At 34.8% G+C, this 13,773-nt stretch carries 9 protein-coding genes and 3 tRNA genes; 8 read left to right on the top strand and 4 right to left on the bottom strand.

The genetic code is table 11. The annotated features are described in order from the left end of the window. Positions 1–199 precede the first annotated feature (199 nt). A complete protein-coding gene (locus ACEN92_RS07485) occupies positions 200–1,477 on the bottom strand; it encodes a DUF2130 domain-containing protein (protein ID WP_495641747.1) in 1,278 nt (425 codons plus the stop codon). 209 nt (positions 1,478–1,686) lie between these two features. Continuing rightward, on the bottom strand, positions 1,687–2,571 hold the full coding sequence (locus ACEN92_RS07480) for a LysR family transcriptional regulator (protein ID WP_495641746.1): 885 nt from the start codon (positions 2,569–2,571) through the stop codon (positions 1,687–1,689). 175 nt (positions 2,572–2,746) lie between these two features. Between ACEN92_RS07480 and ACEN92_RS07475 the strand changes: the two genes are divergently transcribed. Then, on the top strand, positions 2,747–3,454 hold the full coding sequence (locus tag ACEN92_RS07475; RefSeq protein WP_495641745.1) for a class I SAM-dependent methyltransferase: 708 nt from the start codon (positions 2,747–2,749) through the stop codon (positions 3,452–3,454). A 105-nt stretch (positions 3,455–3,559) separates the two neighbouring features. Here ACEN92_RS07475 and ACEN92_RS07470 read toward each other — a convergent pair whose 3' ends face one another. Beyond that, positions 3,560–4,321, bottom strand: a complete 762-nt coding sequence (locus ACEN92_RS07470; protein WP_495641744.1) for a C40 family peptidase — start codon at positions 4,319–4,321, stop codon at positions 3,560–3,562. Positions 4,322–4,391: 70 nt separating this feature from the next. After that, positions 4,392–5,570 (bottom strand): acetyl-CoA C-acyltransferase, encoded by a 1,179-nt coding sequence (locus ACEN92_RS07465; protein WP_495641743.1) that lies wholly within the window; start codon positions 5,568–5,570, stop codon positions 4,392–4,394. A 239-nt stretch (positions 5,571–5,809) separates the two neighbouring features. Between ACEN92_RS07465 and ACEN92_RS07460 the strand changes: the two genes are divergently transcribed. The 7 genes from ACEN92_RS07460 to ACEN92_RS07430 all read left to right on the top strand — a co-directional run bounded on the left by ACEN92_RS07460 (position 5,810) and on the right by ACEN92_RS07430 (position 13,747). After that, a tRNA-Ser gene (locus tag ACEN92_RS07460) sits at positions 5,810–5,896 on the top strand. 15 nt (positions 5,897–5,911) lie between these two features. Further along, a tRNA-Pro gene (locus tag ACEN92_RS07455) sits at positions 5,912–5,989 on the top strand. 29 nt (positions 5,990–6,018) lie between these two features. Then, positions 6,019–6,092, top strand: a tRNA-Arg gene (locus tag ACEN92_RS07450). A gap of 715 nt (positions 6,093–6,807) precedes the next feature. Further along, a complete protein-coding gene (locus ACEN92_RS07445; RefSeq protein WP_495642330.1) occupies positions 6,808–7,356 on the top strand; it encodes an RNA polymerase sigma factor in 549 nt (182 codons plus the stop codon). A gap of 93 nt (positions 7,357–7,449) precedes the next feature. Continuing rightward, positions 7,450–8,649, top strand: coding sequence for a FecR family protein (locus tag ACEN92_RS07440; RefSeq protein WP_495641742.1), 1,200 nt, complete (start codon positions 7,450–7,452; stop codon positions 8,647–8,649). Between the two features lie 102 nt (positions 8,650–8,751). Next, positions 8,752–12,339, top strand: a complete 3,588-nt coding sequence (locus tag ACEN92_RS07435) for a SusC/RagA family TonB-linked outer membrane protein (protein ID WP_495641741.1) — start codon at positions 8,752–8,754, stop codon at positions 12,337–12,339. 10 nt (positions 12,340–12,349) lie between these two features. After that, positions 12,350–13,747, top strand: a complete 1,398-nt coding sequence (locus ACEN92_RS07430; protein WP_495641740.1) for a RagB/SusD family nutrient uptake outer membrane protein — start codon at positions 12,350–12,352, stop codon at positions 13,745–13,747. Positions 13,748–13,773: the final 26 nt, after the last annotated feature.

The raw sequence follows: 13,773 nt of genomic DNA, 5'->3' as shown, positions 1-13,773 counted from the left end.
AATCAAAATTTCTTAACAATTCTACATGGAAAATGAGGGTAATTTACTTTAACATAATACTTCTGAGATTTATTTAAAAGGTCTTAGAAACAGACCTACTAGCCCAGATGGAAACGGCATCCTTTTATGGTCTCGTTCCAAAAACGAGACCATAAAAGATATAGTGTACAGCTCGAATAAGCTCCTTATGTAACGAAAACTATTCTAATTCTTTAGGATCTTCGTTATCATCTTCAATAAAATCCAATTCTAAAGCTCTTACGGTCTGCACAGCATTTCCGGCAATACCGCGAATTGAGCCGTACATTCCTAAAGTATTGTGAACTACTTTCTCAATTTGTTTTTCGCGTTGTTTCCAGATTCTTTGCATGGCTCTTTTTTCAGCATCAAGATCGCCTTGCATTTGCGTAAAACCTTCTACAATTCCTTCAATTTGCAGGCGGAATTCATTGCTTGTCAAAAAATCATACAACATCGACATTTTATCGCCTTTGTTTTCCTGAGCCTGAACCGCTTGGTTTACCTGGATCAATGACTGACGCAAAACGGCGCTTAGGCCTTTGAATTCCTCGTAAGTACAAATCCAGATTCCGTCTCGCATACCCATTCGGTCCATTCCGGCAGGCATAACCTCGGTAACTAAAACACCAATATTGGCTCTTTTGGTTCGGATATCATTTTTGAATTTTTCAATCCATGCAGGTTGAAACGCTTTTGTACGTTTGCTTTCGTAATAAATACAACCACAGTTTTGATGTTCACGCGTGTTTACTATTTGCAGACAATCTGCTCCGTTGGCGCCCTTTTTAACTTCATCGATGCTATCTAACGGGAAATTATTTGCCAGCCATTCCTCAATTGCCAATTCCATTACTTCGCCTTGTAATTGCATAGAACCCTGTTCCTGCTTGCGTTTCATTTCTTCAATTAGCTTTTTCTGGTCGTCAGATTGTTTCTGATATTCTTTTATTTTTAGTTCGTTTTTTTCTTCTTCCTGTTTACGGATTTTATCACGCTCCAAAACCAAAGTGGCGTTCAGCTGCTTTTGTGCTTCTGCTTCAATTGCTTCTTTCATCTCCAGTTTTTCACGTTGGAGTTTGGCAATTTCACCTTCCATTTTATTGAGTTCGCGAAGTTTTTCTGATTTTTCAGAAAGCTCTTTTTCCATCGAAAGCAAACGATCTCTGTTTTCTTCTTCGAGTTTGTTTTTTAGTTTTTCGGTAATATCTTTTTCGGCTATCTTTTTTTCGCGTTCCAGACGTTCAGCAAAAAGTTCGTTTTCCTGTTTCTTTTTGGCTTCAAATTCTAACTTGGCTTTTTCGAATTGCTCGTTTTTAAGCTCTAATTCTCTGGTTTGAGCATTAGCTTTTTGTTGGAATTCTTTACGGATACTATCTTCTAACTGATGTTTCAGAATATCATTTACATCGATAGTTGTTCCGCAATTCGGGCAAATAATTGAAGATTGCTCAGCCATTTTTATTGATTTTATTTAGGTAACGTAATTTTATGCTAAGATATTTAAAAGTTGAGGGTTTTTGCCACGAATTTCACGAATTTTCACTAATTGCTTTGCGTTTAGTTTTTTGAAATTCAGTTTTAAAGTTTGCAATTTAAATGCTTTTTGTTATTAATTTTTACGGATTACCATCATTTTAGATTAATTCGTAAAATCAGTGGCAAACTTTATTTTTTAGAAAATTTCAATAAAAAATCAACTGCCGATTTTGTAATTTCTGAATTGTCTTCTTTTGAAGTAATTAGCGAAACATCAGTAAATAAATTGACTTTTTTCAATTCGATAAAACCTATTTCAGTATCCAGATTGTTTTTTGCAATGTTTGACGGAACAATAGAAATTCCTAATCCGTTTTTTACCAATTGAACAATCGAGTTTATATTGTTCGATTCGTGAACGACTTTTGGTGTGAAACCATAAAAAGCACAAAGCTCAAGCAGAACTTCATGATAATGTGGTGCATAATCTTTATTGAAAAATACAAAAGTTTCGTCTTTTAGGTTTGGAATTTCTTCTTCGGATTTAATTTGAATTGAACTTTTATTGTAAACCACCGAAAAACCATCCTGAAACCACAATTGCGATTTTATTTTTGGAGATTTTGTGGGTGAACGAATAATTCCTAAATCAATCTTTCCATGTTCCAATGCTGCAATTTGTTTGGTTGTAGATACTTCAAATAGTTTGAAATTCACGTAAGGGAATTGTGCTCTAAGGTATTTTATAAGTTCTGAAATTTCTGCAGAATAAATAGAACTGATGTAAGCGATTCTGAATTCACCCGAAATGTTTTCGGCAATTTTTTTTGTTTTTAAAGTAATATGTTCCAGATTTTGAAACAGTTCTTTTATTTCTTTTTCGAAATATTTCCCCGCTTCTGTAAGTTCCACTTTTTTATTATTTCTGATAAATAAGCGTGCCTGAATCTCGTTTTCCAGCTCGATAATCTGACGGCTTAACGGTGGCTGCGAAATACAAAGTTTCTCAGAAGCCTTAGTGAAGTTTAATTCTTCGGCTACAGCCAAAAAATATTTTAGATGACGTAATTCCATAAATAGCTATTAAGTATTGATAATTGACAAAATAAGTATTTTTGAAGTATATATCAAAATGGTAATTTTGGTTAAATGTTAAAAGTTAGACGTCACGTGTTATCGTGGAAGTTAATTTCAAAAATGGAACGAAGTACAAACAAATAGCTTATAACTTATAACTAAAAAGGAAACTATGAAAAAATCAACTATTAAAGAAATCAGAGAGCGTTTTGATAATGATGTCGAACGATTTTCGAATTTAGAAACAGGACAAGTCGCGACAATTGACGCTACAATTTCTTTGGAATTAATTACGGAAGTTTCTAAACGAATTATTCCAAGTGCAAAAAATGTATTGGATATTGGGTGTGGTGCCGGAAATTACACTTTGAAAATGTTGTCTAAGTTGCCAAATTTGAATTGCACTTTGGTCGATTTGAGTTTGCCTATGTTGAATAAGGCTTTGGAAAGAGTATCAAAAGAAACAAACGGAAAAGTAGAAGTAAAACAAGGTGATATTCGTGAAGTTGAATTGCCGGAAAATCACTTTGATATTATTTTGGCCGGAGCTGTTTTGCATCATTTAAGGGATGACGAGGATTGGGAAACAACTTTTACTAAAATATTTAAATTATTGAAACCGGGAGGATGTTTTATGATTTCAGACTTGATTACGCAGGATACCGAATTATTGAACGAGTATACATGGCAGCGTTATGGCGATTATTTAGAAGGAACAGGAGGTTCAGAATACCGAGAAAAGGTTTTGGATTATATTGAAAAAGAAGATTCACCAAGATCAATGAATTATCAATTGGATTTGATGAAAAAAGTTGGTTTTACCAAAGTGGAGATTTTGCATAAAAACATGTGTTTTGGTGCTTTTGGCGGAATTAAATGAATAGTTTGTACGCAGATTTGAACGGATTGAAAGTTTTTTAGCCACGGATTAAAAGGATAAATTGATTGTTAAAAGTCCTTGATAAGTGTGAAATGGTGAAAAAAATTATATAATCTTCTTGATTACACGTAATTTATGAGTGTGCTTATTCAATTCAGGATTATAAATTCCTAAATGATCCAGACGGTCAATGCGGACTTTTCCACTGGCGTGAATGATGTAATTGTTGTCCATAATGATACCAACATGGATGATATTCCCTTCTTCATTATCAAAAAAGGCCAAATCTCCTGCTTCGCTTTCTTCAATAAAACTCAAAGGTTCTCCTTCAAGGGCTTGCTGGGAGGCATCACGGTGTATTTTGTAGCCGTTTAGTTTGTAAACCATTTGGGTAAAACCAGAGCAATCGATTCCAAAAGGTGTTTTTCCGCCCCAAAGATAGGGAGCGTTCAAATACATAAATGCTGTATTTATTAAAGCGCTTTTAGGTTTTATACCGCTGGTTTTTGTGCCTTCGAAATCAAAGTTTGAAGTGTTGATTTCGTTATTGTTTAAAAATGATAAAGAAGCTCCAAGCGGAATTGGAAGTAATAAATTATCCTGTGAAGTGATATAATCAATCAGATCGGCATTTAGAATAATCGCTTCATTGCTTAACTGATTGAAATTTGCTTCAGAAATTACCTGATATTGCTTGGAATCTACCCAGCCTTCATAATCATCATATTGGATTTTTATTCGGGACCATTGATTCTGACGTTCTAATATCTCGATGTGTTCGCCAAACAAAAGTTGTGTAACGATTTCACTTCTGTCACTTGGTTCAGACCGAACGGGTACTATGGCAAGATTGCAAATTCCGAACATTTAAGGTAATTTATAAGTTGAAAAATCAGGAGTTATTTACAAACAATAACTCCTGATTTCATGTAATATTTTAAGCTCTTTCGATAACAATTGCCGAAGCACCACCACCGCCATTGCAAATTGCTGCAGCACCGGTTTTAGCATTGTTTTGTTCTAAGACATTTAATAAAGTTACGATAATCCTGGCTCCCGAACACCCGAGTGGATGTCCTAATGAAACAGCACCGCCGTTTACGTTTACTTTATCATTATCAAGATTTAGAATTTTTGAGTTGGCTAAACCAACAACGGCGAAAGCTTCGTTGAATTCGAAATAATCAACATCTCCAATTGCAATTCCTGCTTTATCAAGAGCTTTTGGTAATGCTTTTGCCGGGCTTGTTGTAAACCATTTTGGTTCCTGAGCTGCATCAGCATAACCTTTTATGTAGGCTAAAGGCTTTAATCCTAATGAAATTGCTTTTTCTTCAGACATTAAAACTAAAGCTGCAGCACCATCATTTATTGTTGAAGCATTTGCGGCAGTTACTGTTCCGTCTTTTGTGAAAACTGTGCTTAATGAAGGAATTTTATCCAATTTTACGTTGGTATATTCTTCATCTTTTGAAAATATAACTGGCTCGCCACGTCTTTGCGGAACTTCAACAGGAATGATTTCATTGTCGAATTTTCCGGTATCCCAGGCTTTTGCGCTTCTTTCGTAAGATTGAATAGCATAATTATCCTGTTCTTCACGGCTGATGTTGTATTCAGATGCACATAAGTCAGCGCAAACTCCCATTGCGTTGTTATCGTAAGCATCTGTCAAACCATCTTTTTGCATTCCGTCAAGCATGGTTGCCGGACCAAATTTGTTTCCGTTACGCATTTGTACATAATGCGGAATCAAACTCATGTTCTCCATTCCTCCGGCGACTACAATTTCGGCATCACCGCAGGTAATAGCCTGAGCAGCAAACATAACGGCTTTCATTCCGGACGCACAGACTTTGTTTACAGTTGTACATGCAACGTTTTCAGATAATCCGGCAAAAAGTGCTGCCTGGCGCGCCGGTGCTTGTCCAACTCCTGCCTGCACTACATTGCCCATGAAAACTTCATCAACTAATTTAGGATCGAGATTAATTTTTTGAAGTGCTGCTTTTATAGCAGCAGCACCTAATTTTGGTGCGGGTACGGTAGATAAACCTCCCATGAAACTTCCGATAGGTGTTCTAACGGCAGAAACGATAACAACTCTTTTGTTCATTGTTCTGTATTATTAGTTATTCAAGCAAATTTAATCTTTATTTGAACAAATTCAAATTTTGGATCAATTCGATTGGATTTTAAATTTAAGATCAATTTTTTGTTAATTCTATTCGTTTGATTGTGAAGTGTTTTAAAAAAAAGATTGCAAAAAGATTAAAAAAACCTCAAAAATAGTTGTGAGAAATATAATGTTGTGTTACATTTGCAACCGCAAAATAGGGCATGTTCCTTGAGCTTGGAGAGTTGCCTGAGTGGCCGAAAGGACTTGTTTGCTAAACAAGCGTATGGGAAACTGTACCAAGGGTTCGAATCCCTTACTCTCCGCTTCCAATTAGCTTACGGGGTGTAGCGTAGCCCGGTTATCGCGCCTGCTTTGGGAGCAGGAGGCCGCAGGTTCGAATCCTGCCACCCCGACCAAAACTTTGCCATAAAGTTTTAAAACAAATGGACGCATAGCTCAGCTGGATAGAGCACCTGCCTTCTAAGCAGGCGGTCGAAGGTTCGAATCCTTCTGCGTTCACTTAGACTGATTTTTAAATCAATTAAAAATTGGTTAAAACGCTGAAAACCCGCATCTTAAAAAGGTGCGGGTTTTTTTATTCTTCATTTTTAATTTCAAAAATACTCAATATTGTACATAATTTTGTGGCAGATTCGTGGCAATTTATTCCGCTGAAAAAATTGCCACAAAAAGTTAGCTAAACTATTATTAGTCAACATGTAAATCCCGTTAACGACTTGATTTAGTGATATTATAATTCGACCTTTATTAACTTATTAAATTGTTGAATTATGTTGGAAAGCAGTTTTGGAATCACCTTCTTCCTGAACGTTTTAAAAAAGTCTCCGTCCAAATTCTTCCTAATCCACGCGAAGCTCCTGTTATAAATATTGTTTCTCATTGTACTTTTATTATTGTTTAATAGTAAGGCAAATCCCTGTTCATTTCTCTAAGCAGTTATGATACAAAAGTGGACAATAATGAAACATTTTAACAAAACTAAAAATCATATGTTCTTTATTCTTTATTTTCATGCTGATATTCAAACACTCAAACTATTTGGAGCTAAATTGTAACTCCTAAAATTATAATTCTTAGATTAGATTAATCTTGTGAAAAGTGTTTATTTTCCTGCTTTTTTGCAACGATTTTATGTATTTGATATCAATTGCTTCCTTAGACTGCTGTTTTAGTTATTAAAAATATATATTTGCTATAATAAAAGCAGAAAAAAATTAATCCAGAGCAGCAACATATTAAAATTGACGAGGCATATTATAAGGAGCTTTTTTATTCCTTATATCCAAGACTTGTAAGCTATAGTTTCAAATATTTGAAGGATAAATTTGAAGCAGAGGAAGTAGTTGAAAATGTCATGCTGCAATTATGGGAGGACCGTTTGAAGTTTGAAAAAGTGGATGATGTGAAATCGTATATTTATAAAATGGTCAAAAGCGGTTCTATAGCAGTCTTAAAAGAACAGCAGAAAAAAGTTAAGCTTGAGGATGAAGCCTCTGATAATGCGCTTGATTTTGATTTTAATATTCTCGAAGAGGAAGTATACGCTGTGCTGATCACTGCGTTAGATTCTTTACCCGAAAAATGTAAAGAAGTTTTTGAACTTTCCTGTTTAGAAGGAATGAAATATAAAGATATTGCATTACAGCTTAATATTTCTATAAACACCGTAAAGTCCCAGCGTTCACGAGCTATCGAATTGTTAAAGACAAAACTTACAAATTACCCGGAATTACTATTTTTTTTATTTTTTTTGAAAATTTAACTTAAATCTTTCCACCCTTTTTTGGTGTTTCGTACTCTTACTTATATAACATTTAGTTAAAGTGTTAGTAATAGATACTTAATATTAAAAAATATGCCTTTAGGGAAAAAAGAATTTGTAATCGCTGATCTTATAAGAAAAGAACTGTCTGTGGGCGGTTTATCTGCGGAAGAAAACGCTGTACTGCAGCAATGGCTTTCGCTGCCTGAAAATCAGCAATATTATCAAAAACTGATTGGTTTTGAAACCTTAAAATCAAAAGAAGCTTTTTACAGCAGTATTGATACAGATGCCGCTTTTGCAAGAGTCAGAGAAAAGATCAGCCAGGATCATACACCTGTAACTTCTTTTTTAAACTACAGGCAATTGCTACAATATGCGGCAGTTTTTGTTGTCCTGCTTGGACTTGCCGCTGCATTTATTTTTAGAAATAGTGACATCAATCAAAAAAAGGAAGTGGCAGTTCAAAGCATTACTCCAGTATACCATAACCCAACTTTGGTTTTGGCAGATGGGACGGTTGTTTCCTTAGAACCAAAAAAAGAAAAAATTGTTTCTAAAAATGGTGTGATCTCTAATGTAAACAGCGTTTTGGTTTATGATGCCAAATATTTAAACGGAACAACTTCAACGGGGGATAATACTTTAATAGTCCCTGTGGGCGGTATCTATGCCGTAAACCTTTCGGACGGAACAAAAGTCTGGTTAAATTCAAAATCATCGCTGAGATATCCAGTTGAATTCAGCGCAGACAAAAGAACAGTAACTCTAGAGGGAGAAGCTTATTTTGAGGTGGCCAAAAATCCCAACAGCCCTTTTACTGTAAAAACAAAGTCAGGTAATGTAACGGTATTAGGAACACACTTTAACGTGAGTTCTTATACGGAAGATCGAGTATTTGCCGCAACTCTGGTGGAAGGAAAAGTTAAGGTTTCAGGTACTGATTCAGAAAAAACGTCCGTTATTTTAACGCGGGGACAGCAGGCGAGAATATATCATAAAAATGAAGAGATCAAAGTAGCAGAAGTTGATCCTGTTGCATACACGGCATGGAAAGACGGCAGGTTTTATTTTGAAAACGAAAGCCTGAAAAGTATTTTGACCAAGATGTCCAGATGGTACAACTTTAATGTCAAGTTTGAGAATAAGTCTTTGGAGCAGATTAGGTTTACAGGGATTGTTTTAAAACAAGAACCTATAGATCGTCTTCTGGATATTATCAGTAAAACATCGAATGTGAATTATAAAATAACCAAAATAAACCAAAACTATGAAGTAACCGTAACTAAGTAAATAAAAAAAACCGGAAAATATTGCGAGTATTTCCCGGCGAGTATTTGTTCAGTCGAAAAAAAGAGTTCGAAATCCATTAACCAACCAAAACATTTTAAAAGTATGAAAAAAAACCTATCCGCAAAAGATTGTGGGGTAAAATCCGCTCTTTGGGATAAATTTCTTTCAATTATGAGGAAATCCCTAATATTATCCATTTTATTCAGCAGCATAGCTGCATTTGCTTATTCCCAGAAATTAAGTCTAAAGGCTGAAAATAAGTCGGTTGCAAGTGTTTTAAAATCAATTACTAAAAAAACTAATGTCGAGTTTTTCTACAGCGATGATGTTTTTGATGCACAGAGAAGAATAAATATATCAGTGAATAATGCTGATATCATCAATGTCTTAAAAGAACTGATCGGAGATGATTTCAAAGCCGAATTTGTAAATGATAAACTGATTGTCATCGCTTTAAAAAATAAACCAAGAACAGCTCCCTCCTCTGTAATGGTAGGAAGGGTTAAAATTAAAGGTGTGGTGACAAACGCTAAAAAAGAGTTTTTAATTGGCGCAACTGTTTGGGTAAAAGGCACCCAGGACGGAGCCATTACCAACTTTGACGGTTCTTACGAAATCATGGCCAAAAAAGGCGATATACTGATTTTTGAGTATATGGGATATAAAAAACTAGAAGTGACCGTTTATGACAATATGATTATTAACCCCATTATGCTGGAGGATATCAGTAAGTTAGAAGAGGTAAAAATCGTTTCTACAGGATATCAAATGATTGGCAAAGAACGTTCTACAGGATCTTATGCTGTACTAACTGCAAAAGATCTGGAAAAAGTACCTGTCAATAACGTATTACACAGACTGGAAGGTCAGGTTGCCGGTCTTCAGCTGGATTTATTAGATTCAGATAATACATTTGTATATGGAAGAAAATTTGGTTCGGGATCTGAAAAAACAGCTTATAATATTTCTATCAGAGGAAAATCTACTATATCGCCCACATCCAATGCAATGCCATTAATTGTACTTGACGGAACACCTACGGAATTGGACATCAGAACGATAAATCCAAATGATATAGAGAAAATTACTTTCTTAAAAGATGCAGCAGCTGCTTCTATTTATGGTGCAAGAGCAGCAAATGGTGTAATGGTAATTAATACCAAAAAAGGAAAACAGGGACAAACCAGAATTAATTTTTCTCAAAATTACGGTTTCTCTAATAAACCTTCTTTATCAAAATTACCATTGATGAATTCGGCTCAGGTCTTAAATTTAGAACAGGAATTTGTAGATAAAAATTTAGTTACAGATCCGGCAAGTGTAACATACATGCTTACTACGCCAGTTAGCCAGGGTATGGATTTGATGTTTCAGTACAAACGTGGTCAAATAACCGAGGCTCAGAGAAATGCAGGTCTGGATGTTTTACGTAATCGTAATACTTATGGTCAGGCAGAGCAGTATTTGCTGCAAGCTTCAACAAGTCAAAATTATGATTTGTCTTTTAGCGGAGCAGAGAATGATTATTCGTATTTCATGTCAGGATCCTATTCTAAAGAAGAAACTCAGGCAAAAGGAAGTGACGGACAACGTTTGACTTTATTATCTAATCAGGATTTTAAGCTTTTTAATTATGTAAAAATGACAACCAGTCTAAGAGGTTCGATTTTTAAATACAATGAAAATAGTTTAGGACTTTCTCCGTTAGGAACGTCATTGAATACTTTACTGCCTTATAACCAGATTGTTGGAGATAATGGTAATTCAGTTGATTATTATCGTCATTTTTATGCCGGACAAACTATTCCGTTAGAACAAGCCGGATATTTGCCGTGGACTTACAATTATATTGATGAATTAAATAATAAGGATAATGCGATAAATGAGCAAAATTTTGGTGCTACCGTTTCTGCTACACTTCCTTTATTAAAAGGTTTAGATGCTGTGGGTACGTATTCTGTAGAAACTTCAACTTCATCAAATGATAATATGTATAACGAAAATACATATTACGCTCGTGATGCGATCAATTCTGCTACGTCAATAAACAGTAACGGTGATTTAGTATATGGAATTCCGTTAGGAGGGATTTTTCAAAGTAATAAATTTGGAAAAACTAGTTCTACGATGCGAGGACAATTAAATTATGATGGCATAATTGGTCAGGATCATTTGATTAATGCTATGGGAGGTATTGAAGCAAGAGAGACTGGAGAAACCCAGGATTCGAGAACACTTTATGGCTACAATTCAAAAACTCAGACTTCTGTAGATATCCCGTCAAAAAATTATGTAGATGTTAACGGATATAATTATACTATAAGTAATGGTAATGTGCATAAAGATTTCCACAGAAGATTTTTATCTTATTATGTTAATGCAGGTTATACTTTCAAAAATAAATATACGCTTACAGGAAGTGCAAGATTAGACGATTATAACAATTTTGGGGTAGATAAAAAATTAAGAAGAACGCCATTATGGTCTACAGGTGCAAAGTGGAATATTAAAGAAGAATCTTTTCTTAAAGATGTAAATTTAGTTAATGATTTAGCTTTAAGAGCGAGTTACGGATTTAACGGAAATATCAACTTAGAGGTTTTTCCTTTTACAAATATTAGTATAAGTGATTTAGATAATTTTTCGCAGCAGCCTTATGCTTTTATCTCGCAGCCTGCAAATCCAAATTTACGTTGGGAGAAAACAGGGATTTTAAACTTTGGAGTAGATTTCTCGCTCTTAAACAGCAGATTAAACGGTACAGTTGAATATTATAAAAAAGACAGCAAAGATTTAATTGTAGAATTCCCTGTATCACCCTTTTATGGTACATCAAATAATATGTTGGTACAAAATGCAGCAACTTTAGCAGGACATGGAATCGATTTAAGTTTAAACGGAACCATCCTTAAAGCAAAAGATTTTTCATGGAATTCGGCTCTTGTAGTTTCATTCAATAAGACAGAAGTTACGGATTCTCGTTTCCAAAATTACAGCCAGTATTTAAATGGCTCTGGAACAACTCCGCCTGTTGAAGGCTACCCACTGAACAGTATTTTTGCTTTTAGATCAGCAGGATTAGACGCGACGGGAAGAACTCAGGTGTATGACAAATCAGGCAAAATTGTAAATTCTTTTACTTCTCTAAAAGATATTGCCGATATGAAATACATGGGAACCAATATCCCTTCATATTACGGAAGTTTCAGCCACACCTTCAATTACAAAAAATTGTCATTGTATATCCTGGCTACTTACAAATTTGATTACGTATTGTTTAAACCAACTTACGGAGGTTACGTTAACAGACAAGGAAGATTTAACCAATACGATTTAAATACTGATATTGACCAAAGATGGAGAAAAACAGGCGATGAAGCCACAACTTCTGTACCAGGAATTCAGGGTTCAACAGGATTAAGTTATGTAAGATATATTTATGGGGAAGATCAGATTATAGATGGAGATCATATTCGTTTCAGAGAACTTTCGTTAAAATATGATATGACAAGCCTTATTAACAGAGGAATAGTAAGAGGAGCTTCTGTAACTTTTACTGCCAGAAATCTTGGTTTCTTCTGGAGAAAAAATAAAGATGGCTTAGATCCTGACTTTTTACCTTATACAGGAACTAATATGAAACTGCCTGCAATGGCAATCTATTCAATTGGTTTTAATGTTAATTTTTAATTTTTTAAAGATGAAAAAATATTTAAAATATATTGCAATTGCTGCGGTAGGAGCCCTTGTTTTAAGTTGTGATAATTATGTGGATATCAAAACAGAAGGGAAACTAATACCTGAGGAAACATCAAACTACCGATATCTTCTAAACAATACGTCTGTATTAGACAAAACTTATGGTAATGTAGATATACCATCAGATGATATCAGTTTTCAGAATGAGGCACAGACCACTGCATTAGGGGCTGCAGATTACCTTCGTCCTTTTACTAATTTGTATAAATGGTCTGATGTTGTCTATTTTGACGGTGAGACGGATTATGATATGAGTAATCTGTATAATGCATTATACAATGTTAATATAGTGATCAATGAAGTAATGAAAAGTACAAATGGAACGGAAGCCGAGAAAGCAGCCATAAAAGGTGAAGCAGAAGTACATCGTGCCTTTATTTTTCTTACTCTGGTGAATACTTTTGGAAAAGCATATGATACCAATACTTCGGCTACAGATCTTGGAATTGTTCTTTTTACAACACCAACCGTTTCAGATGATATCAAAAGAAGTTCTGTACAGGATGCTTATAATGTAATTCTTAGCGATCTTAATGATGCAGTAAATTCAGGATTAAAGCCTGTAAATTCTGGTAACAATGTGGCATTTCCATCCAGAGCATCGGCATATGCACTTTTGGCGAGAACATATTTGTATATGCGTAATTATCCTCTGGCTTTAGAAAATGCAGAAAAAGCATTAGCTATTCAAAGTACACTTATAAATCTGGAAGATTATGAATTCGCTGCTTATCCAACAAGAAAATTAGATAAAGAATTGATGTTATCAAAATGGAATGGATATGGTACTTACTCTTATGCACCGCAAATATTATCGTTAAGTAATGAATTGATCAATTCATTTGATACCAATGATTTACGCTACGTATTGTTTACACAGCCATCAAGCAGTTTTAATTCGGAATATACTTTAGGAAGAACGTATTCTAAAGAAGGCTTAACGGGAGAAAGCAGAAATGCAGGGCCGACTGTACCTGAAATGATGCTGATAAAAGCAGAATGTCTGGCGAGAGCAGGTTCTGGCGATTTAGCAATGGCTGAAATAAATAAATTAAGACAAAAAAGATTCAGAGCTGCACAATATGTTGCCATGACTGCAACAGATAATAAAGATGCTTTAATCAAAGTATTGGCAGAAAGAAGAAGAGAGTTAATGGGAACCGGAGGTTTTAGATGGTTTGATTTGAAACGTTTAAACAAAGAACCCGAATTTGCCAAAACCATTACTCATGATTTTGCCGGACAGACCTTTACACTTGCCCCAAATAGTGATCGTTATCAAATGCCTTTTGCCCCAATTTATTTTGAATATGCACCAAACTTACAACAGAATCCATAATTAAGTTAATTAAGAATGTGCACTCA

Source organism: Flavobacterium sp. Flavsp81 (genome assembly GCF_059491325.1).
The sequence above is the reverse complement of the archived record's forward strand: the minus strand, read 5'-3'. Positions and strand labels throughout refer to the sequence as shown.

Excerpts from the sequence above, each read along its gene's own strand:
- ACEN92_RS07485 (WP_495641747.1), bottom strand. The coding sequence starts at position 1,477 with ATGGCTGAGCAATCTTCAATTATTTGCCCGAATTGCGGAACAACTATC.
- ACEN92_RS07480 (WP_495641746.1), bottom strand. The coding sequence starts at position 2,571 with ATGGAATTACGTCATCTAAAATATTTTTTGGCTGTAGCCGAAGAATTA.
- ACEN92_RS07475 (WP_495641745.1), top strand. The coding sequence starts at position 2,747 with ATGAAAAAATCAACTATTAAAGAAATCAGAGAGCGTTTTGATAATGAT.
- ACEN92_RS07470 (WP_495641744.1), bottom strand. The coding sequence starts at position 4,321 with ATGTTCGGAATTTGCAATCTTGCCATAGTACCCGTTCGGTCTGAACCA.
- ACEN92_RS07465 (WP_495641743.1), bottom strand. The coding sequence starts at position 5,570 with ATGAACAAAAGAGTTGTTATCGTTTCTGCCGTTAGAACACCTATCGGA.
- ACEN92_RS07440 (WP_495641742.1), top strand. The coding sequence starts at position 7,450 with ATGCCTTTAGGGAAAAAAGAATTTGTAATCGCTGATCTTATAAGAAAA.
- ACEN92_RS07435 (WP_495641741.1), top strand. The coding sequence starts at position 8,752 with ATGAAAAAAAACCTATCCGCAAAAGATTGTGGGGTAAAATCCGCTCTT.
- ACEN92_RS07430 (WP_495641740.1), top strand. The coding sequence starts at position 12,350 with ATGAAAAAATATTTAAAATATATTGCAATTGCTGCGGTAGGAGCCCTT.